Here is a 19,052-nt window from a genome sequence, read left to right on the forward strand (position 1 = left end):
CTTCGAGCGCCGTTGAGGTCAAGATCCACAGCAATCGCGTGCGGTCGGGCGTGGCACGGGCGGCCGAGAGTCCACCGGCGCGGCGGGCCCGACCGGCGCGGCGGGCCCGAGGGTCAGCGGACGCGCCGGAGCGTGAACCACGCGCCGACCGCAGCTGCGACCATGAGCACCGCGGCGACGCCGGCGGTCGTCGTGACGCCCGAGTCGAACGCGGCGCGCGCCGATGCGAGCAGTTCGGCGCCCGCGTGGCCGCCGAGGGACCGGGCGGCGGCGACCGCCCCGCCGAGCGTCTGGCCGGCGGCGACGTGCTCGGTCGATGACAGCCCCGCCGGCACGACGACGTGCGCGCGGTACGCGGCGGCGAGCACGGTCCCGAGCACGGCCGTGCCGAGCACGGCGCCGATCTCGTAAGCCGTCTCCGACAGCGCGGACGCCGCACCCGACTTCGCGGCGGGCACCGTCGACACGATGAGGTCGTTCGTCACGGTCTCGGACGCGCCGATCCCGACGCCCAGGAGCACGTACGCCACGGCGAGCGCCCGGATGTCCGCACCGTGTCCGAGCGCGGCGACCAGGGCGTACGCGGCGGCCGAGGACAGCAGCGACACCGCGACCACCCATCGCGGAGCGATCCGGGCGACGACCGGGACGACCACGAGCCCGGCGACGACCGACAACACCGTGCCCGGCAGCAGGACGAGTCCGGCGGTGAACGGGTCGAGCCCGGCGACGAGCTGCAGGTGCTGCGAGATGAAGTACAGGAACCCCGTGAGCGAGAACATCGCCGTCATGTTCGTGACGATGCTGCCCGTGAACGGCACGCTGCGGAACAGCCGGACGTCGAGCATCGGCACACGCGCGGTGAGCTGGCGCCGGACGAAGGCGACGCCGCAGACGACCCCGACCGCGAGTGCGGCGAGCGCGGCACCCCGGGTGTCCGGATCGGCCAGCGACTTGATCGCCCACGCCGTCGGTGCGAGCGCCGCGAGCGACAACGCCATGCTCACGAAGTCCACGGGACCCGGAGCGGGATCACGGGACTCGGGCACGAGGAACGGCGCGGTGAGGAGCAGCAGGACGAGGATCGGCACGGCGAGGAGGAACACGCTCCCCCAGGCGAAGTGCGCGAGGAGGACGCCACCGACCAGGGGGCCGAGCGCGCCGCCTGCGGAGAACGTGCAGGACCACACCGCCAGCGCGAGGCGTCGCTCTGCACGGTCCTCGAACACGTTGCGGATGAGCGACAGCGTCGACGGCATGAGCATCGCGCCGAAGACGCCCATCGCGACCCGGGCGGCGACGAGCATCCAGGCATCGGTCGCGAACGCGGCGGCGACCGAGAACGCGGCGAAGCCCGTCGCGCCGACGAAGAGCAGGCGGCGGCGCCCCCACCGATCGCCGAGGCTGCCCATGACGACGAGGAGCCCAGCCAGGACGAGGGGGTACGCGTCGACCACCCAGAGCAGCGTGGTGGCGGCGGGGTGGAGGTCGGCGGAGATCGCCGGGAGCGCGAAGCTCAGCACGGTGTTGTCGACCGCGATGAGGAGCACGGGGAGCATGAGGACCGCGAGGGCGGCGAACCGTCGGGTGCGTGTCGACGCGGAGGGACGGCGGACGGGGGCGAGGAGCAGGGACATCGGTGGTGCTTCCGGGACGGCGGTGGTGCTGCGCAGGCGACGGCATGCGTCGCGGCGAGGTTGACCGAACTACTGTACCGACCGGACGGTACATGCTGCAAACGCTGGCTCCTGCATCGCGCTCCCTAGACTGAGGAGATGACCAGCGCGCGGGACCGCATCCTCGACAGCTTCGTCGGCATCGTGTGCGACGACGGCGAGCGCGTCGCCACGCTCGATGCCGTCGCGGCCCGCGCTGGGGTGTCGAAGGGCGGACTGCTCTACCACTTCGGGTCCAAGGCGGCGCTCGTCGCGGGCCTGTGCGAGCGGCTCTCGGACCTCGGGGTCGCCGACGTCGAGCGGATGCGGGCGGCGACGGACGGCCCGGCGCGGTACTTCGTCCGCAACTGCGAGTTCGTCGGCAGCGAGCTCGACCTCGCACTCCTCGCCGCGTCACGGCTGCAGCAGGCCGGCTACGAGGAGGCCGGTCGCACCCTCGACGAGGTCGAGGGTGCCTGGCTCGCGGCGCTCGTCGACCACCTCGGCGACGTTCCCACGGCGCAGGCGATCAAGCTCATGGGCGACGGCCTGTACCACGCCGCGGCGCTCGGCGCGGTCGCGGGCGGGCGCTCCCGTGCCGAGGGCGTCGTGATGGAGGACATCCTCGGCGTCGTCGACCGACTCGTCGCCACCCGCCCCGACGCCTGAACGACCGCGGCCGCCACCGGGGACTAGACTGGGCGTCGTTCAACCGCTCGTCACCGGAGGTACCTCGTGGGCCGCGTCTTCCTCGCCCTGTTCTCGATCGCACTGTTGGTCGTCGCGATCTACCTGTTCGGTGTCGCGTTCCAGGTCTCCAGTGGGCAGGGCTTCATCTTCTTCGGCGGCATCCTCCTGATGTGCCTGTCGTTCGGACTGCCGATCCACGCCTTCTCCAAGCGCTAGCGTTCCTCGACGGAACGGGACGGCCCCGCATCCCATCGGATGCGGGGCCGTTCGCCGTCCCGGCGGCAGTGTCGATCGCGTGCGGGGCCGTTCGCCGTCCCGGCGACAGTGTCGAGCGCGTGCAGGGCCGTTCGCCGTCCCGGCGACAACGGCCGGTCGCGGGTCGGTCAGGCGCGACGGTGGAGACCGCGCAGCGCCACGGCCGTCGAGACCGCCGCGTGCAGCGCCTCGGCGCCCTTGTCCTCCTTCGAGCCGGGCAGCCCGGCACGGTCCAGCCCCTGCTGCTCGTCGTCGAGGGTGAGCACCCCGAAGCCGACGGGCTTGCCCGTGTCGAGCGCGACCCGGACCAGGCCGCTCGTCGCGGCGTCCGACACGTACTCGAAGTGCGGTGTGCCGCCACGGATCACGACGCCGAGGGCGACCGCCGCGTCCGCCCCGGCCACGAGCGCGGCCTTCGCCACGACCGGCAGCTCGAAACTGCCGGGGACGTGGATCACCTCGGTGCTCGCCCCGAGCCGCTCGGCCTCACGCAGGGCGCCCTGGAGGAGCCCCCCGGCGATCGTCTCGTGCCAGCGCCCGGCGACGATCGCCACGTGGACACCCGTTCCGTCGACCTCGTCACGCTCGGCCGCTCCTGCTCCGCTCATCCGTCCTGTCCTCTCCGGGACCGTCCGGCCCCGTCCCGCGCCGTCAGCCACGCGCTGAGCTCGGCGATCGTGATGACCGGGACGCCTTCGCACGCCCCGAGTTCCAGCAGCGCCGGCAGGCGCATCATCGCGCCGTCGTCGCCGACGATCTCGCAAATCGCTGCCGCAGCGCGGAGGCCGGCCGCCGTCACGAGGTCGATCGCCGCCTCGGTGTGCCCCGGGCGCTCGCGGACGCCGCCGGGACGTGCCCGGAGCGGGACGACGTGACCCGGTCGGTGGAGGTCCCCGCGCTGCGATCGCGGATCGGCGAGCACGCGGAGGGTCCGTGCACGGTCGGACGCCGAGATGCCGGTCGTGATCCCCGCGGCGGCGTCGACCGTCACCGTGTAGGCGGTGCCGCGGACGTCCTCGCTCCGCTCGACCATCGGCGGCAGGTCGAGGGCGTCGGCGATCGCGGCGCTCACCGGCGCGCAGATGAACCCGGACGAGTGCCGCACCGTCCACGCGATCCACTCCGGTGTCGCGAGTTCCGCGGCGAGGACGACGTCGCCCTCGTTCTCACGCTGCTCGTCGTCCGCCACGATGACCGGGCGGCCGGCGATGAGCGACCGGAGGGCCTCCTCGACCGACGCGAGCCCCGCCGGCGGTGCGTCGGCGCCGGTGGCGGTCATCGTGCCTCCAGGCGGAGCATGCGGCGGACGTGCCGGGCGAGCACGTCCGTCTCGACGTTCACACGGTCGCCGGTGCGCAGGGCGCCGAGCGTCGTGGCGGCGAGGGTCTCCGGGATGAGCGAGACCTCGAACCACGCTGCGTCCGGGGCGACGGCCTCGTCGGACACGGCGCTGACGGTCAGGCTGACGCCGTCGAGGGCGACGGACCCCTTGTCGACGACGAGGGGCGCCAGTCCCGGGGTCAGGGCGAAGCGGACCCGTCGCCAGCCGTCGCCGTCCTCGGTGGCGAGCACGGTGGCCGTCCCGTCGACGTGCCCCTGCACGATGTGACCGCCGAGTCGGTCGCCGACGCGCGCCGCCCGCTCCAGGTTCACGCGGTCACCGGCCCGCAGGCCGCCGTGCACGCTCATGTCGAGCGTCTGCCGCATGACGAACGCCGTGAACGACGACGCGTCGTGTTCCACGACGGTCAGGCAGACGCCGCTCACCGCGATCGAGTCGCCGTGCCGGACGCCCTCGACCGCGACGGGGCCGGTGACGGTGAGCGCGATGGAGTCCCCGCGGTCCTCCACGCGGTCGACGTGGCCGAGTTCCTCGATGATGCCCGTGAACACTGGTGTCCTGTCTGTCGGGACTCCGGAGGGTTCCACGGGAGGACGCCACGGACGGCCCACGACAGTGGACCGCCCAGCGCTTCCTCCCGTCCGGACTCTCACCGTCGGTCCCGGAGTTCCACCGGGTCGACCGCGGTCGGACATCGGTCCGCCCGCAGCTCGTGGACTGTCACCACCGGTTCGGAATTGCACCGACCCCGGAGCGCTGTACGTGGACGAAACATTACCGCACCGGCCCCGCCCGTAGAGTGGACGACGGCCGCCACCCGGAGCGGCCGGTTCGCATCGCCGCACGACGGGCGGCAGGAAGGACACCGTGGCCTCGATCTTCAGCGCCCCGACCCGCAACCTCGACGTCGTCACGCTCCACGAGATCCTGCGGCTACGGCAGGACGTGTTCGTCGTCGAGCAGGAGTGCGCCTACCCGGACATCGACGGCCGCGACCTCGAGCCGGGGACCGTGCAGTGGTGGAGCGGCAACGGATCGGTCGACGCCACGCTCCGGGTGCTCCACCAGCCGGACGGCACCGAGCGCATCGGCCGGGTCGCCACCGCCCGCGGGGCGCGGGGCACGGGGCTCGCGTCGGAGCTCATCCGCGCCGCGATCGACTCGTGCCGCAGCGGCAGCATCGCCATCGACGCCCAGTCCCACCTGCGCGACTGGTACGCCCGGTTCGGCTTCGTGCAGACCGGTGACGAGTTCATCGAGGACGGCATCCCGCACGTCCCGATGACGCTGACGCGCTGACGCGTCGCTACGCCTGCCAGCGCCGGAGTTCCCCGAACGAGCGCGCCTGCCGGGGTCACTCGGCGACGAGCCGCTCGAACACGATGTTCGTCTGCGTCGTCGCGACGGACGGGTCGCCGCTCAGCTCGTCGGCCACGAAGTCCCGCAGCTGCTCGGTCGAGGTGCACGCGATGTGCACGAGGAAGTCCTTGTCGCCGGCGAGGAACGACACGTCGAGCACGACCGGGATCGCGAGCAGTCGTTTGGCGAACTCCCGGAGTTCTCGACGTGCCGCGGCGTGGACCCGCACGGAGACCATCGCCTCGATCGCGAACCCGAGGCGTGCGATGTCGACGTCGGCGCGGTACCCGCGGATGATGCCCGCCTGCTCCAGGGCCCGGACCCGGGTCAGGCAGGTGGACGGAGCGACGCCGACCTCGGCCGCCAACCGGTTGTTGGGGATCCGAGCGTCGGATGCCAGGACCCACAGGATGCGCTCGTCGACCTCGTCGAGGCGGACGGACCAGCTGTCGGCGCGGGTGGCCGGAGTCGAACGATCGAGCACGGCGGGCCTCCTGGTCGAATCATCCGTCGATGGTGTCCCTGATCGTCGCACGACGGGGCAGCCGGCACCACCCGTCACATCATGAGCGTCATGCCGACGACCGCGACCGTCATCGCGAAGACCTCGCCGCTCCGCACCGCACGGCGGTCCTCCCGGCCCCACTCGTACCGCAGCAGCCACCCGCTGAACGCGCAGTACCCGACGACGCCCGCACCGAGCACCGCCGTGAGGACGAGCGTGTGCGCCATCGGATCGGCCGACGCGGCACCCAGCACCGCCGACGCGGTCGAGCCGTGCCCCGCCCCGCTCGTGGTGACGCCGCTCGCGCCGCTCGATCCGGCACCACCCATCGCCCCACTCATCGCACCGAGCAGCAGCATCCCCGCCATGACGACCGCGGAGAGCGCCCGGTGCACGTCCATCGGGTCCGCGCGGCGGGCCTCCCGGCCGTCGACGACCCGTCCTGGCGCGCCGGCCGACCGGGCGCGCGACCCGATGACCGGGAGGGGCGCCACGAGCAGCAACGCCGCCCCGGCCAGCAGGGACCAGCCGGTCCCCACGCCGAACGCCGGCAGCAGCATGGCCACGAGCATCACCAGCGCCGGGACGACCATCGCGGGCCGGGGCCGGTACCGGTCGCCGACGACGCAACAGACCGACGCGAACTGCGGCACCACGAGCATGGCGGTCGCGATCGGGTCGTGCACCGGGAGGTCCTCAGCCGCAGCGGATCAGCAACGCTCGGTACGGGGTCAGCGCGCAGCGGCCCGTGCGGCTCGCTGCTCCTTGACGCGGGTGTTCTCGGCGCGCACCGCGGCCTGCGTCGCACGCTCGCGGACGAGCCACTCGGGCATCTCCTGCAGGAGCGCCTTGATCTCGGCCGTCGTCAGGGCGTCGTCGACACCGGCGCGGGCGAGCCCGGAGACCGACACACCGAGCTTGGCGGCGACGACCGGGCGAGGGTGCGGGCCCTCGCGTCGGAGTTCGGCGAGCCACTCCGGCGGGTCGGCCTGCAGCGCCTCGAACGTGGAGCGGGACACCGGCGCCGAGCGGAACGACTCGGGCGTCGCGGACACCAGGATGCCGAGCTTCTTCGCGGCCGTCTCCGGCTTCATCGTCTGTTCCTGCGCCATGCCCCCCAGGGTACGGGACACGCCCCGGTCCTATGCTCGACGCATGCCCGGAACCCTCACCGTCGCGTTCGTCCCGGGCGTCTCCCCCGCGCGGTGGGCACGGGTGTGGCGGGAGCGGATGCCCGATGTCGAGCTCGTGCTCCGCGCGGTCGGCAACGACGACGTCGATCGTGCGCTCGAGGGCGACGCCGACATGTGCTTCGCCCGGCTCCCCGTGACCGAGGGTCTCCGCGCGATCCCGCTGTGGACGGAGACGCCGGTCGTCGCCGCCCCGAAGGACTCCGAGTTCGCCGAGGTCGACAGCGTCACCGAGCGCGACCTGGTCGGGATGACACTGCTCGGGGACGGCCCGGTGCCCGACGACGTCGACGGCACGCTCGACCTCGTCGCGGCGGGCGTCGGACTCGCCGTGCTGCCCCAGTCCCTGTTCCGCGCGGCGAGCCGGCGCAATCTCGTCGCCCGCCCGCTCGTCGACGTCGAGGGCACGCGCGTCGCGCTCGTCTGGCGCGACGCGGACGCCTCCCCCGTGACGGACGAGTTCATCGGCATCGTCCGCGGTCGCACCGCGAACAGCTCCCGCGGGCGGGACGCCGCGGACGTGCGTGACGCGGACGGCACGGACGGCCGGCAGACCCGCGGTCGCGTCAGCAGCGACGGCCGGGAGGCCCGCGGTCGCCCCGGTGCCGACGGCCGGGAGGCGCGGCGCGGCTCCGGCAACGAGTCCAACGGCCGCCCCGGCACGGCCGGCGGCCGCGGTCGGACCGCCCGCCCGACACGCGGACGTCCGAGACGAGGGCGCTGAACGGTCAGGCCGGCCAGACACCGGAGCTGCCGCGACGGTGGCTGCCCACGAGGTGGGTGTCGACGATCCCGACGGCCTCCATGAGCGCGAACATCGTCGTGGGACCGACGAACGCGAAGCCCCGCTTCCGCAGGGCCTTCGCGAGCGCGACCGACTCCGGGCTCGTGGTCGGGACCTCGGCGACGCTCCGGGGCGCGGGTGTCGTCTCGGGCCGGAAGGACCACACGAACTCGGCCAGACCACCCTCGTCGCGGAGGGCGATCGTCGCGTTCGCGTTCGTGATCGTCGCGAGCACCTTCGCGCGGTTCCGGACGATGCCCACGTCGGCCATGCAGCGGGCGACATCGGCTTCGCCGAAGGACGCCACCACGTCCGGGTCGAAATCCGCGAATGCACGTCGGAACGCCGGTCGCTTCGCCAGGACCGTGCGCCAGCTCAGGCCGGACTGGAACGCCTCGAGGCTCAACCGTTCGTAGAGGCCGCGCTCGTCCCGGACGGGCATCCCCCACTCGGTGTCGTAGTACTCGCGGAGCAGCGGATCGGTCGCCGCCCATCGGGGGCGTGCCAGGCCGTCCTGGCCGCGGACGAGGTCGAGAACGGCGCTCCGCGCATCGGCGGGCACCGGATCAGCAGGCACCGGATCAGCAGGCACCGGATCAGCAGGCGGATCGGCAGGCACCGGATCGGCGGGCGTCGGATCGGCGGGCACGGGCACGGGCACGGCGGGCGTCGGGTCGGTCATGTGCCGATCCTCCCGGCCCCCACCGACAGGTGCCCGGCGCCGGCCGGGGGCTGGCCCTGGGCAGCGGAGGACGCGAGGAGCGGGTCGGATGCGGCGCGTGGCGGTTCCGCGCCGCGCCTCCCGGCCGGGACACGACGGACGGGAGGGCCGTACCGGTGCCGGTACGACCGGGAGGGCCGTACCGGTGCCGGTACGACCCTCCCGTCGGGCGTGTGCGCGCGTCAGGCCAGCTCGTGGCCCTCGCCCGCGGCCTTCTCGACGTCCTCGCGCTCGAGGTTGCCGACGATGTCCTCCTCGGGCACCGGCGCCAGCCGGTCCCACAGGAAGAAGAGCAGCCCGAGGACGAGCATCGAGATGCCCGTCCACAGGTTGATCTGGATGCCGCCGGTCTTCTGACCGTCGGTCGCGTGGTGCGCGATGCCCGTCAGCGTGACGATGATCCCGTACAGGACGAACAGGCCCCCGAGGATGCGGCGCAGGTCGAACCGACGGGTGGACGTGACGTACTCGCGCTTCTCGGCGTCCGTCATCGGAGCGCCCTCGCCACCGGGAGCGGTGCCCGGCTTGTTGGTCTCACTCATGGTGATCTCCTTGTCGAATCAGGACGGTCTACAGGAACGGCAGGTACAGGAGCACGCACAGGACGAGCGCAGCCGTCCCGAGCAGTGCCGGCGACCGGTACCAGGCGGTGTCCGTCGCGACCGAGTCGCCGTGCAGGTCGATCTTGCCGATGCCGTACACCAGCCCACCGAGCTCACGCTCGTCCCGCGGCTTCGTGAACATGCTGATGAGGAACCCGAACACGAGCACCGTGACGAACGAGATGATCGCGCCGTAGAGGGTCTCGGCGGTGCCCGTCGCGAAGAGCTTCGGGTTGACGAGGTAGGCGATCCACGTGACGGTCGGCGCGATGATGCCCGCGATGTACGACCACAGCGCCGCCGAGGTCGTCATGCGCTTCCACAGCAGGCCGAGGATGAACACGGCGAACAGCGGCGCGTTGAAGAACGAGAACAGCGTCTGCATGTACGTCATGATGTTCTGCGCCTGCGCGGCCAGGAACGCCGTCGCGATGCCGATGACCACACCGACGATCGTCACCCAGCGCCCGGTCTTGAGGTAGTGCACGTCCGGCATGTTCGGCTTGATGTAGCGCTGCCAGATGTCGTAGGTGAAGACCGTGTTGAAGCTCGACACGTTCGCCGCCATGCCGGCCATGAAGCTCGCGAGCAGCCCGGTCACCGCGACGCCGAGCACGCCCGTCGGCAGGTACATCTGGATGAGCTTCGGGATCGCGTCGTTGTAGCTCAGCCCGGAGTGGTGCGCACCGGCGAGCTGGTTCCCGAGCGTCGCCGCGGCGATCAGACCCGGGATGACGACGATGAACGGGATGAACAGCTTCGGGAACGCCGCGATGAGCGGGGTCCGACGGGCGGCCGACATGTTCTTCGCCGAGAACGCGCGCTGCACCTCGGTGAAGTTCGTGGTCCAGTACCCGAAGCTCAGCACGAAGCCGAGGCCGAGCACGATGGCGAGCCAGTTCGCCCCGATCGGGTTCGTCGTGTGCCCGATCGCCGTGCCCGCCCAGGTGGACAGGTGCCGCGCACCGTCGGTGTGCTCGACCGCCTTGGTGAGCCCGGACCAGCCACCGACACGGTGCAGGCCCACGATCGTCAGCGGGATGAGCCCGGCGATGATCACGAAGAACTGCATGACCTCGTTGTAGATCGCGCTCGAGAGCCCGCCGAGGGTGATGTACACGAGCACGAAGCCCGCGCTGACGATGATCGCGAGCCACTCGGGCCAGCCGAGCATCGCCTCGATGACGATCGCCATCGCGTAGAGGTTGATGCCCGCGATGAGGACGTTCGACACCGCGAACGCCAGGGCGTTGACGAGGTGCGGGGCCTTGCCGAACCGGCGGAGCATGAACTCCGGCACCGATCGCACCTTCGAGCCGTAGTAGAAGGGCATCATCACGAGGCCGAGGAACACCATCGCCGGCACCGCGCCGATGAGGTAGTAGTGCAGGGTCGCCATGCCGATCTGCGCGCCGTTCGCGGCCATGCCGAGGATCTCGGTGGCACCGAGGTTCGCGGAGACGAACGCCAGACCGGTGATCCAGGCGGGCATCGACCGGCCCGACAGGAAGAAGTCCATGCTCGTCCGGACCCGGCGACGGGCCGTGAAACCGATGCCGATGACCACCGCGAAGTACACGATGATCATCACGTAGTCGACCCAACTCAGATCGAGTTGGATCCCGTTCTGTCCTGCAGCGAGAACCATGTCAACTCCACGTCGAAGTGCTTGCGGGGCGGGGCCCGGGGACGGGCTCTGGAGACGCACTCGATCGTGTCGGCGCGCCTCCGTGTGGGGGCGGGAGCGGCTCGGAGCCGATCCGACCCGGAACGTTACACCTCAGGGAACCAAGTGGAAGCTCTGCGCTGATTCTCGGTTTCGTCGCGTGTGACCGTTCACATCCGGTGAGGCGCACAGGGTGGGCTCGGTCGTTATCCTCGGAGGATGCCCGCGCCCCGCATCCTGGTCCTCAACGGTCCGAACCTCGACATCCTGGGACGCCGTGATCCCGCGCAGTACGGCACGGTCACGCTGCAGGAGCTCGAGGACCTGGTGCGGACGACCGCGGAGCCGCTCGGACTCGAGGTCGCCTTCCGACAGAGCAACCACGAGGGCGAGCTCGTCACGTGGCTCCACGAGGCGCTCGACGACCACGCCGGCGTCGTCATCAACCCCGCTGCCTACGCCCACACGTCGGTCGCGCTGCACGACGCGGTCGAGGCCCTGACGGTGCCCGTCGTCGAGGTCCACCTGTCGAACGTCTTCAAGCGCGAGCCGTTCCGCCACGTCGACCACGTGGCGACCGCGGCCACCGCCGTCATCGAGGGCGCCGGGGCCGACGGCTACCGGCTGGCGGTGCTCCACCTGGCGACGCTGCTCGGCTGATCACGTCGGGACCGCGCGCGCTGCCGGTCGACAACGCAGGAAACCGCCGCCGGGAGGGACGGTGCGAGCCCGCACCGCGCCTCCCGTCCTGCGTTCTCATCCGAGCCGCGGCAGGCGGCAGGCGGCAGGCGGCAGGACCGACTCGCGTCGACACCGCAGGAACCCGCAGCCAGGAGGGGCGGGGCGCGGCCGCACCGCGCCTCCCGTCCTGAGTTGTCCGCTCCAGCAGCAGGCCGGGCCCAATCGCGTCGACACCGCAGGAACCCGCAGCAGGAGGCACGGGGCACGCCCGCACCGCGCCTCCCGGCCGTCGGCCATCCGCGGTCGGCCGCCGACCTACGTCGCGGGGTCCATGGCGAAGGGGGCGCTCGTCATCGTGTCGTCGGCCGTGTCGCGGTCGGCGTCGTCGGAGACGCCGGTCGCGATCGACACCACGACGCTGTTGTACGCGAACCGCTCGACACCGACCGGCCGGACGTCGAGGGCGACGGTGAACCCGAACGCGGCCCCGGCGGGGATCGGGACGGCCACGACGAAGTCCTCCGCGAATCCCTCCTCCGGGGCCGCGGGACGTGGGGTGACGGTCGCGGCGCTCATCCCCAGCGCGGTGGCCGTCACGCTGAAGGCGACGATGCGAGCCGCGGAGACCAAGGCGCCACCGGCGGGCAGCACGTCCGGCACGACCACCCGGACGACCGCGCCGGCGGGCGCGTCCGGTCCCGTGTTGCTGAAGGCCGTCGTCACGGAGTACGTCCTCCCGCTCTGCCAGAGCCACTGCTGGTGCTCGTCCAGGTACTCGAGCGGCCGCTCGACGAACGGCTGCCAGCCGCTCCCGGCAGCGTTCCCCACGTCGGTCACCGCGAGGTCCAGGACCGGCGTGGTCGTCACCTGCGCCACCGCGGGCGGCAGTCCCGCGACCGACGCGGTGAGCACGATGACCCCGGGATCGAGCGATGCGACGAGGCCGGTCGCGGTGGCCTGTCCCGCCGCGTCCGTCACCGCCGTCGCCGTGGTGGTCCCCGGCGTGCCGAAGAACGCCGGTCCGGACACGCTGAAGACGACGGTCTCCCCTGGCGACGGGGTTCCGCTCCCGGAGAGCACCGTCAACGTCGCGTCGGACAGCGCGCCGCCCGCGGGGCGCACCGATGCGCCGGTGAAGGCGAGGGTCGCAGTCGCTTCCGCACTCGCGGCAGCCGCCGGGGTCGACACCACCACGCCGAGTGCAGGGACGCTCCATGCAGCCGCCGCGACCACCGCCCGCCGCGGTAACGAGGACGGCGGAACCACCGCCTCCCGTCCGGTGCCGTCATCGTCCGTGCTGCCCTGTCCCACCGTGGCGTCCCTCCTGCGGGCCGCGACCGACCCGACGACCGGACCATAGGCTCGCCAACCATCCTGGCGGCACTTCGGGGCCCCCGTTCCACCACCGACGTCACCCCATGCCTCGAGGGAGGTCACCCGCAGGCGCGTCGACAACGCAGGAAACCGCCGCCGGGAGGGACCGCACCCGCCCGCACCGCACCTCCCGTCCTGAACTACCGACACGCACCGGCCGCAGGACCGGCCCACGTCGACAACGCAGGAAACCGCCGCCGGGAGGGAGGGCACCCGCCCGCACCGCACCTCCCGTCCTGAATCACCGACCGCACCGGCCACAGGACCGGCCCACGTCGACAACGCAGGAAACCGCCGCCGGGAGGGAAGGCACCGGCCCGCACCGCACCTCCCGTCCTGAATCACCGACACACCAGCCGCAGGACCGGCCCAGGTCGACAACGCAGGAAACCGCCGCCGGGAGGGACCGCGCCCGCCCGCACCGCACCTCCCGTTCCTGAATCACCGACACACCGGGCCCGGTGGCCGCGGCCGGCAGGGACCGCGCCGCCGCCAGCGGGCCCGGCGGGCTGGGTCGACGCGACGCGTCGGAAGGCTGCGCAGCAGAACGCCGCCCAGCGGAACGCGGCGCGTCAGAACTCGGTGGGCCGCCGCACATCCGCTCCGGCGAGCGCACCGAGGCGCCCGCTGCGGACGATCGGGAGCGCCCGCTGCACGGCCTGGTCGATGCGCAACTCGAGCTCGACGCTGCGCAGCTCGTACGACCCCTCGTGCTTGACGAAGTCCCGCTCGTTCCCGAACACCCCGATCGGCAGCGTCGTCGACTGGAAGAACCCGAACAACGGCCGCATCTGGTGCTCCACGAGCAGCGCGTGCCGATCGCTGCCGCCGGTGGCCGTGAGCAGCACCGGGGTGTCGACGAGCTCGTACTGCCCGACCCAGTCGAAGAACAGTTTGAACGCGCCCGAGTACGCCGCTCGGAAGGCCGGGCTCCCGACGACGAGGACGTCGGCGGTCTCGACCGCCTCCAACGCAGCTCGTGTCGCCGCCGCCATGCTGTCGCGGGTGGGCGCGGCGCCGAGGTCGGCGAGCACGGGTCCGATCTCGACGACCGTGGTGCGGGCGTCCTCGAACTCGGCGGCGAACCGGTCCACGGTCGCGCGCACGAGCGTCGACGTCCGGGACGGGTCCGAGGGACTCCCGCTCACACCGACGATCCGGGGGCTGCTGCTCGTCATGCGCCGATGCTCACACGCCCGGCCATGGACGAGCCGCGATGTGACGACATGTGTCGAGGAACGGTGACCGGCACAGCGCCGGATCGGACCGCCCCCAGCCCGATCGCGACAGGCGGTCCGGCCCCACTCCCGGTCCCCGCAAACCGCTCGCGCGTAGCGTCGGTCGCGGTTCGGCGCGCCCCGGACCGCACCGACGACCGGGAGGCACGACCGCGGCATGCAGACCTTCCTGCCCTATCCGGACTTCCGTGCCTCGGCGGAGTCGCTCGACGACAAGCGCCTCGGGAAGCAGCGCGTCGAGACCCTGCAGGTGATGCGGGCGTTGACGTTGCCCGGGTACGGCTGGCAGCACCACCCGGTGGTCGCGATGTGGCGGGGCTTCCGACCAGCGCTCATGGCCTACCAGGACGCGACGTGCACGGTCTGGCTCGAACGGGGCTACGCCGACACGTGCCTGGGCAAGACGTTGATCGACCTCGGCCGGGTCGAGGAGGACCTCGAGGCGTACGAGCACGGCGACGTGACCATGCCGCCGTGGTTCGGGGACGAGGCCGTCCACCGATCGCACCGCTCGAAGCTCGTGCAGAAGGCGCCGGAGTTCTACCGGGAGCGGTTCCCGGACGTGCCGGACGACCTGCCGTACACGTGGCCGGGCGAGACGGTCCGCGCGGAGGCGGCGCACACGCCCGAGGCCGACCTCGACTGACACCGCTCCGCGGGCGGAGTACGCGCGGTCCGACGCCCGGGAACGGCAGAGCCGGCCCCGCCACGGTTCAGGGGGGTGTCGTCGTAGGGTCAGGGGTTCGTACGACGACGCCGTGGCGGAGCCGGCTGCCTGAGCGCGACCACGTGGGCCGTGCTCCCCGCCGGGCGCTCAGGGTGCGTCCGGCGGAACGCGTCGATGACCGATCAGGGGGTGGTCACCGGCGCGGGTCCGAGGTGTCAGGAAGTGCGGCGATCGCCTCCGAGGGGGTGGCGGGCCGGTTCGGCGGACATCGGGAGGACGGCGCTGCCGACCGTCGCCAGGATCCCGGCGACCGCGACGACCGCGAGCGGCACGAGTGTCAGCCCGTGCGCCGCACCGAAGCCGAGCGCGAGGATCGTCGCGGGGGCCGGCAGGAGCTGCACCGCGTGGAACCGGGAGGTCCGGGTCGCGGGGCGCAGCGCCGGACTCGCCAGTCGCTGCTCGCTCGTGTCCGTCATGTCCTCCATTGTGCGGACCCCGGGCTGTCCGCGGAAGGGGGGACACGCCCCCCGAGATGGAGTAGACCGTCTAGTACACCCCTCCGGGTCAGACGGCGAGGGCGCGGACCGTGTGGACGGCTGCCGCGATCGCGTCCACCACGGCGGCCGCGCCATCCGGCCCGAGGTGTTCGTCGAACGTGAACCGCACGGCGGTGCGAGCGACCTCCTCCGGCAGCCCGAGCGCCGCGAGCACGTGCGACGTCTCCGTGCTGCCGGCCGCGCACGCGCTGCCCGCCGACGCCAGGATCCCCTGCTGCTCCAGCTCGAGCAGGACCGTCTCGCCGTTCGTGCCCAGCAGGCAGAACGACGCGTGGCCCGGGAGGCGGTGCTCGCGCGACCCGGTCAGCACCGCGTCCGGTACGCGGTCCAGGACACCCGCGACGAGGACGTCCCGGGCCGACTCGGCGACCGCGGCAGCGTGCGCACGTCGCTCGAGCGCGAGTTCGAACGCCCGGGCCAGACCGACGGCACCGGCGACGTCCTCGGTGCCCGAGCGGACGCCACGTTCCTGCCCACCGCCGTGCAGGAGCGGCTCGATCGGGACGCCCCGACGCACCGCGAGCGCGCCGATCCCCTTCGGGGTGCCGAGCTTGTGTCCGGACACGCTGACCGCGTCCGCGCCGAGCACGTCGAGTCCGACGGGCAGCCACGGGGCGGACTGCACGGCATCGCTGTGCAGGGGTACGCCGACGGCGTGCGCGACCGCGGCGAGCGCCGGGATGTCCTGCACCGTGCCGATCTCGTTGTTCGCGTGGGCGACGCTGACCAGCGTGGTGTCCGGCGTGAGCGCGGCGGCCAGGTCGGCCGGGTCGAGCCTCCCGTCCGACCCCACCGGCAGGAGGTCGACGGTGAAGCCGTGGTGCCGTACCAGGTGGTCGCAGCTCGCGAGGACGGCGTCGTGCTCGGTCGGGAGGGTGAGCACCCGGCGACCGCGCGGCGCGGCGAGCGCGATGCCCTTGACCGCGGTGTTGTCGGACTCGGTACCGCCGCTCGTGAACACGACCTCGGCCGGTCGGCAGCCGAGCGCGCCGGCGACCACCGCCCGCGCTGCGGCGAGGCCCTGCGCGGCCCGGGCACCGACCTCGTGGGTGGACGAGGGGTTGCCGAAGTCGCCCGTGAGCCAGGGCCACATCGCCTCGAGGACCTCGCGACGGACGGGCGCGGTCGCGGCGTGGTCGAGGTACACGGCCGTCCTACCGATCGCGCAGGGCCGTGGCGACGTCGGGCTCGACGACGACGTCGAGCCCGAGGTCGAGCGCCCGGGCCGAGTGCGTGAGCGCTCCGACGGACACGATGTCCACGCCGGTCGCCGCGATGGCCGCGACGGACTCGAGCGTCACGCCACCCGACGCCTCGACGAGGGCGCGACCGCCGACGAGCGCCACGCCCGCACGGAGCATGTCCGGCGTGAAGTTGTCGAGCATGATCGTGTCGACGCCGGCGCCGACCACGGGTTCGATCTGGTCGATGCGGTCGACCTCGACCTCGAGGTGGACGGTGTGCCCGAGCCGCTCCCGCGCTGCGCGGATGGCCTCCTCGATCGGGACGCCGCGGGCAGCGAGCACCGCCAGGTGGTTGTCCTTGGCGAGCACCGCGTCGGACAGCGACGTCCGGTGGTTGTGTCCGCCCCCGCAGCGGACCGCGTGTCGCTCCAGCGCACGGAGCCCGGGCGTCGTCTTGCGGGTGTCGACGATGCGAGCACGGGTGTCGGCCACCGCCGCGACGTAGCGCGCGGTGACCGTGGCGATGCCGGACATCCGCTGCACGAGGTTGAGGGCGACGCGTTCCGCGCGGAGCACCGACCGCGCGGCACCGGAGACGATCGCGAGCGTGTCGCCGGCCGCGAACGTGGCGCCGTCCGCACGCTCGAGTGTGACGACGATGCCGGGGTCGACCGCGGCCATGACGGCGGCGAACACCCCGCCGCCGCTGAGCACGCCCGGCTCGCGCGCGGCCAGGGTGGCGGTGGCCGTGGCGTCGGCGGGCACGAACGCCTCGCTCGTGACGTCGCCCCAGGGGGCGTCCTCCTCGAGGGCGGTCTCGATGACGCGACGCAGCGCATGCGGCGGGATCGCCCCGACGGCGGTGGGGGTCGTGGGCGCGGCGGCAGTGGCACCGGTCGTGATGTCGGTCATGCAGGAACTCCCTGTCGTGGTGCGGTGGTGGGGACCGTGCGGGACACGGTCTCCTGCGTCGTCGACACCCAGGCGAGGGGCCGCGCCTGCGCGGGGTCGGTGCCGGGGTGGTCGGTGCGGGCGTGGGCGCCGCGGGACTCGGTGCGGGCCGCCGCCGCGTGGGTGACGAGGCGGGCGAGGGTCAGGAGGTTGCGGTCCTCGAGGGCGCCGACGCTCGGCGTCGGGGCCGCGACCTCGAGCGCCGCGAGGTCCCGCGCGGCGCCGGCCAGTCCGTCGGCGTCACGGAGCAACCCGACCCGGTCCTCCATGACGGCTTGGAGCGCCGGACGCACGCGGGCCTCGTCGACCGGTGCCGGGCCTCCCGGCCGGGAGGCCCGGTCCGGGTCCGCCACGGACGTGACCGCGAGTGCGTGCGGACCCCGCAGGCGCGGCCGTGCCGGCCGCGGGACGTCGAGGGCGTCGGCGGCGCGCACGCCGAAGACGAGCCCCTCGAGCAGGGAGTTCGACGCCAGGCGGTTCGCGCCGTGGACGCCGGTGCAGGCCGCCTCGCCGACCGCGGACAGGCCCGGGAGGCTCGCCCGGCCCTCGACGTCGGTCGCGATCCCGCCCATCGCGTAGTGCGCCGCCGGCGCGACGGGCACGGGTTCGCGCGTCCAGTCGAACCCCGCCGCGCGCGTGGCTCGGGTCAGCCCCGGGAACCGGATCGGGAGCGTGGCACCGAGCGCGGTGGCGTCGAGCATCACGGGATCCCCGCCCTGCGCGCGCATCGCGGCCGCGATGCCGCGAGCGACCACGTCACGAGGTGCGAGCTCCGCGTCGGGGTGCACGTTCGTCATGAAGCGGCGCCCCGCCTGGTCGCGGAGGACCGCGCCCTCCCCGCGCACTGCCTCGGAGACCAGGCCGCCGCCGGGGACCGCGAGGCGGGTCGGGTGGAACTGCACGAACTCGAGGTCGGCGAGGACGGCACCGGCACGCCACGCGGCCGCCACGCCGTCCCCCGTCGCCACGAGCGGGTTCGTGGTGTGTCGGTAGAGGTGCCCGGCCCCACCCGTCGCGAGGACGACCGCGTCGGCGGCGATACGCAGCGGTTCGCCGAGGAGGTCGAGGACGTCCACGCCGCGGACGGCGCCCTCGTGCACGACCAGGTCGACGAGGAACGTCCGCTCGAGGATCGTGACGTGGCGGTCGAGCAACGCACGGACGAGCGCTCGTTCGATCGCCGCACCGGTCGCGTCGCCGTCCGCGTGCACGATGCGACGGCGGCCGTGGGCGGCCTCGACACCGCGCGTCAGGTCGTCGCCGTGCACCTCCTGGCTCGCCGGGTCGCGGGTCCGGTCGAACGCGATGCCGATCGCGAGGAGGTCCCGGACGCGAGCCGGTCCGTCGGCGCAGAGGACCTCGATCGCGTGCTGGTCCCCGGCTCCCGCACCGGCGGCGACGGTGTCCGCGACGTGGGCGCCGACCGAGTCGTCCGCGCCGAGCGCGACCGCGATGCCGCCCTGTGCGTACGTGGTCGCCGCGTCGGTGAGGGCGCCCTTCGTCACGAGGGTGACGTCGTGTCGTCCGCTGGCACGGACGGCGGTGGTGAGGCCCGCGATGCCGGAGCCGACGATGACGACGTGCATCAGGCCTCCCGGCCTGCGTCGAGGGGACGGGTGGTGTCTCTTATA

At 73.0% G+C, this 19,052-nt stretch carries 22 protein-coding genes and 1 riboswitch; of the genes, 6 read left to right on the plus strand and 16 right to left on the minus strand.

Translation table 11 applies throughout. The annotated features are described in order from the left end of the window. Positions 1 to 113 precede the first annotated feature (113 nt). Positions 114 to 1,637, minus strand: coding sequence for an MFS transporter (locus tag DEI92_RS11450; RefSeq protein WP_111013562.1), 1,524 nt, complete (start codon positions 1,635 to 1,637; stop codon positions 114 to 116). Between the two features lie 138 nt (positions 1,638 to 1,775). Here DEI92_RS11450 and DEI92_RS16975 point away from each other — a divergent pair, with 138 nt between their 5' ends. Next, on the plus strand, positions 1,776 to 2,324 hold the full coding sequence (locus DEI92_RS16975) for a TetR/AcrR family transcriptional regulator (protein ID WP_111013563.1): 549 nt from the start codon (positions 1,776 to 1,778) through the stop codon (positions 2,322 to 2,324). 66 nt (positions 2,325 to 2,390) lie between these two features. Beyond that, positions 2,391 to 2,561, plus strand: a complete 171-nt coding sequence (locus DEI92_RS16550) for a hypothetical protein (protein WP_181434856.1) — start codon at positions 2,391 to 2,393, stop codon at positions 2,559 to 2,561. Positions 2,562 to 2,728: 167 nt separating this feature from the next. On the opposite strand, the gene ribH is transcribed toward DEI92_RS16550, so the two are convergent. Genes ribH through DEI92_RS11470 form a run of 3 tightly spaced genes read right to left on the minus strand, consistent with a single transcriptional unit; the run spans position 2,729 to position 4,493 of the window. Continuing rightward, positions 2,729 to 3,208 (minus strand): 6,7-dimethyl-8-ribityllumazine synthase, encoded by a 480-nt coding sequence (ribH, locus tag DEI92_RS11460; protein WP_111009399.1) that lies wholly within the window; start codon positions 3,206 to 3,208, stop codon positions 2,729 to 2,731. Further along, the gene (gene ribB / locus DEI92_RS11465; RefSeq protein WP_111013564.1) at positions 3,205 to 3,879 is read right to left on the minus strand and encodes a 3,4-dihydroxy-2-butanone-4-phosphate synthase; all 675 of its coding nucleotides are present in this window, start codon (positions 3,877 to 3,879) and stop codon (positions 3,205 to 3,207) included. Before ribB ends, ribH begins: the two co-directional genes overlap by 4 nt. Then, positions 3,876 to 4,493, minus strand: coding sequence for a riboflavin synthase (locus tag DEI92_RS11470; protein WP_111009397.1), 618 nt, complete (start codon positions 4,491 to 4,493; stop codon positions 3,876 to 3,878). The genes ribB and DEI92_RS11470 overlap by 4 nt, the downstream gene beginning before the upstream one ends. A 72-nt stretch (positions 4,494 to 4,565) precedes the next feature. Further along, positions 4,566 to 4,703: riboswitch (FMN riboswitch) on the minus strand. 106 nt (positions 4,704 to 4,809) lie between these two features. Between DEI92_RS11470 and DEI92_RS11475 the strand changes: the two genes are divergently transcribed. Beyond that, positions 4,810 to 5,241 carry a GNAT family N-acetyltransferase gene (locus DEI92_RS11475; RefSeq protein ID WP_111009396.1) on the plus strand — a complete coding sequence of 144 codons (432 nt, stop codon included), beginning with the start codon at positions 4,810 to 4,812 and terminating at the stop codon, positions 5,239 to 5,241. Positions 5,242 to 5,296: 55 nt separating this feature from the next. Here the strand turns inward: DEI92_RS11475 and DEI92_RS11480 are convergent, their stop codons facing one another. The 3 genes from DEI92_RS11480 to DEI92_RS11490 all read right to left on the minus strand — a co-directional run bounded on the left by DEI92_RS11480 (position 5,297) and on the right by DEI92_RS11490 (position 6,918). Further along, complete coding sequence (locus DEI92_RS11480) at positions 5,297 to 5,785, minus strand: Lrp/AsnC family transcriptional regulator (RefSeq protein WP_111013565.1); 489 nt, start codon at positions 5,783 to 5,785, stop codon at positions 5,297 to 5,299. Positions 5,786 to 5,859: 74 nt separating this feature from the next. Next, positions 5,860 to 6,492 (minus strand): hypothetical protein, encoded by a 633-nt coding sequence (locus tag DEI92_RS11485; RefSeq protein ID WP_111013566.1) that lies wholly within the window; start codon positions 6,490 to 6,492, stop codon positions 5,860 to 5,862. A gap of 45 nt (positions 6,493 to 6,537) precedes the next feature. Next, a complete protein-coding gene (locus DEI92_RS11490; protein ID WP_111013567.1) occupies positions 6,538 to 6,918 on the minus strand; it encodes a DUF5997 family protein in 381 nt (126 codons plus the stop codon). Positions 6,919 to 6,961: 43 nt separating this feature from the next. Between DEI92_RS11490 and DEI92_RS11495 the strand changes: the two genes are divergently transcribed. Next, positions 6,962 to 7,720: a LysR family transcriptional regulator substrate-binding protein gene (locus DEI92_RS11495; RefSeq protein ID WP_181434858.1), complete on the plus strand. Its 759-nt coding sequence runs from the start codon at positions 6,962 to 6,964 to the stop codon at positions 7,718 to 7,720. Between the two features lie 4 nt (positions 7,721 to 7,724). Here DEI92_RS11495 and DEI92_RS11500 read toward each other — a convergent pair whose 3' ends face one another. The 3 genes from DEI92_RS11500 to DEI92_RS11510 all read right to left on the minus strand — a co-directional run bounded on the left by DEI92_RS11500 (position 7,725) and on the right by DEI92_RS11510 (position 10,751). Further along, the gene (locus DEI92_RS11500) at positions 7,725 to 8,462 is read right to left on the minus strand and encodes a DNA-3-methyladenine glycosylase I (RefSeq protein ID WP_181434860.1); all 738 of its coding nucleotides are present in this window, start codon (positions 8,460 to 8,462) and stop codon (positions 7,725 to 7,727) included. A gap of 221 nt (positions 8,463 to 8,683) precedes the next feature. Beyond that, positions 8,684 to 9,043 (minus strand): hypothetical protein, encoded by a 360-nt coding sequence (locus DEI92_RS11505; protein ID WP_220035630.1) that lies wholly within the window; start codon positions 9,041 to 9,043, stop codon positions 8,684 to 8,686. A gap of 28 nt (positions 9,044 to 9,071) precedes the next feature. Continuing rightward, a complete protein-coding gene (locus DEI92_RS11510) occupies positions 9,072 to 10,751 on the minus strand; it encodes a sodium:solute symporter family protein (protein ID WP_111013569.1) in 1,680 nt (559 codons plus the stop codon). A gap of 237 nt (positions 10,752 to 10,988) precedes the next feature. Between DEI92_RS11510 and aroQ the strand changes: the two genes are divergently transcribed. Continuing rightward, positions 10,989 to 11,429: a type II 3-dehydroquinate dehydratase gene (gene aroQ, locus DEI92_RS11515; protein ID WP_111009390.1), complete on the plus strand. Its 441-nt coding sequence runs from the start codon at positions 10,989 to 10,991 to the stop codon at positions 11,427 to 11,429. A gap of 336 nt (positions 11,430 to 11,765) precedes the next feature. On the opposite strand, the gene DEI92_RS11520 is transcribed toward aroQ, so the two are convergent. Both DEI92_RS11520 and DEI92_RS11525 read right to left on the minus strand, forming a co-directional pair. Next, positions 11,766 to 12,641, minus strand: coding sequence for a hypothetical protein (locus tag DEI92_RS11520; RefSeq protein WP_146249147.1), 876 nt, complete (start codon positions 12,639 to 12,641; stop codon positions 11,766 to 11,768). Between the two features lie 755 nt (positions 12,642 to 13,396). Then, positions 13,397 to 14,002, minus strand: coding sequence for an NAD(P)H-dependent oxidoreductase (locus DEI92_RS11525; RefSeq protein WP_111013571.1), 606 nt, complete (start codon positions 14,000 to 14,002; stop codon positions 13,397 to 13,399). Between the two features lie 217 nt (positions 14,003 to 14,219). Here DEI92_RS11525 and DEI92_RS11530 point away from each other — a divergent pair, with 217 nt between their 5' ends. After that, entirely contained in the window at positions 14,220 to 14,708 is a 489-nt protein-coding gene (locus DEI92_RS11530; protein WP_111013572.1) for an MSMEG_6728 family protein, read from the plus strand. Between the two features lie 236 nt (positions 14,709 to 14,944). Here the strand turns inward: DEI92_RS11530 and DEI92_RS11535 are convergent, their stop codons facing one another. From DEI92_RS11535 to nadB, 4 genes are all read right to left on the minus strand, one after another. Then, the gene (locus DEI92_RS11535) at positions 14,945 to 15,205 is read right to left on the minus strand and encodes a hypothetical protein (protein WP_146244014.1); all 261 of its coding nucleotides are present in this window, start codon (positions 15,203 to 15,205) and stop codon (positions 14,945 to 14,947) included. Between the two features lie 88 nt (positions 15,206 to 15,293). Next, a complete protein-coding gene (locus tag DEI92_RS11540; protein WP_111013573.1) occupies positions 15,294 to 16,433 on the minus strand; it encodes a cysteine desulfurase family protein in 1,140 nt (379 codons plus the stop codon). A 7-nt stretch (positions 16,434 to 16,440) separates the two neighbouring features. Beyond that, complete coding sequence (nadC, locus tag DEI92_RS11545) at positions 16,441 to 17,382, minus strand: carboxylating nicotinate-nucleotide diphosphorylase (RefSeq protein WP_111013574.1); 942 nt, start codon at positions 17,380 to 17,382, stop codon at positions 16,441 to 16,443. Continuing rightward, positions 17,379 to 19,007, minus strand: a complete 1,629-nt coding sequence (gene nadB / locus DEI92_RS11550) for an L-aspartate oxidase (RefSeq protein ID WP_111013575.1) — start codon at positions 19,005 to 19,007, stop codon at positions 17,379 to 17,381. Before nadB ends, nadC begins: the two co-directional genes overlap by 4 nt. Positions 19,008 to 19,052 lie beyond the last annotated feature (45 nt).

The sequence above is a fragment of the Curtobacterium sp. MCBD17_034 genome (assembly GCF_003234515.1).
Lineage (GTDB): Bacteria > Actinomycetota > Actinomycetes > Actinomycetales > Microbacteriaceae > Curtobacterium.

What these genes read in the sequence shown, in the direction of transcription:
- ribH (WP_111009399.1), bottom strand. Translation starts at nt 3,208, where the DNA reads ATGAGCGGAGCAGGAGCGGCCGAGCGTGACGAGGTCGACGGAACGGGT.
- DEI92_RS11500 (WP_181434860.1), bottom strand. Translation starts at nt 8,462, where the DNA reads ATGACCGACCCGACGCCCGCCGTGCCCGTGCCCGTGCCCGCCGATCCG.
- DEI92_RS11505 (WP_220035630.1), bottom strand. Translation starts at nt 9,043, where the DNA reads ATGAGTGAGACCAACAAGCCGGGCACCGCTCCCGGTGGCGAGGGCGCT.
- DEI92_RS11530 (WP_111013572.1), top strand. Translation starts at nt 14,220, where the DNA reads ATGCAGACCTTCCTGCCCTATCCGGACTTCCGTGCCTCGGCGGAGTCG.
- nadC (WP_111013574.1), bottom strand. Translation starts at nt 17,382, where the DNA reads ATGACCGACATCACGACCGGTGCCACTGCCGCCGCGCCCACGACCCCC.
- DEI92_RS11495 (WP_181434858.1), top strand. Translation starts at nt 6,962, where the DNA reads ATGCCCGGAACCCTCACCGTCGCGTTCGTCCCGGGCGTCTCCCCCGCG.
- DEI92_RS11490 (WP_111013567.1), bottom strand. Translation starts at nt 6,918, where the DNA reads ATGGCGCAGGAACAGACGATGAAGCCGGAGACGGCCGCGAAGAAGCTC.
- DEI92_RS11525 (WP_111013571.1), bottom strand. Translation starts at nt 14,002, where the DNA reads ATGACGAGCAGCAGCCCCCGGATCGTCGGTGTGAGCGGGAGTCCCTCG.
- DEI92_RS16975 (WP_111013563.1), top strand. Translation starts at nt 1,776, where the DNA reads ATGACCAGCGCGCGGGACCGCATCCTCGACAGCTTCGTCGGCATCGTG.
- DEI92_RS11510 (WP_111013569.1), bottom strand. Translation starts at nt 10,751, where the DNA reads ATGGTTCTCGCTGCAGGACAGAACGGGATCCAACTCGATCTGAGTTGG.
- ribB (WP_111013564.1), bottom strand. Translation starts at nt 3,879, where the DNA reads ATGACCGCCACCGGCGCCGACGCACCGCCGGCGGGGCTCGCGTCGGTC.
- nadB (WP_111013575.1), bottom strand. Translation starts at nt 19,007, where the DNA reads ATGCACGTCGTCATCGTCGGCTCCGGCATCGCGGGCCTCACCACCGCC.
- DEI92_RS11535 (WP_146244014.1), bottom strand. Translation starts at nt 15,205, where the DNA reads ATGACGGACACGAGCGAGCAGCGACTGGCGAGTCCGGCGCTGCGCCCC.
- DEI92_RS11450 (WP_111013562.1), bottom strand. Translation starts at nt 1,637, where the DNA reads ATGTCCCTGCTCCTCGCCCCCGTCCGCCGTCCCTCCGCGTCGACACGC.
- aroQ (WP_111009390.1), top strand. Translation starts at nt 10,989, where the DNA reads ATGCCCGCGCCCCGCATCCTGGTCCTCAACGGTCCGAACCTCGACATC.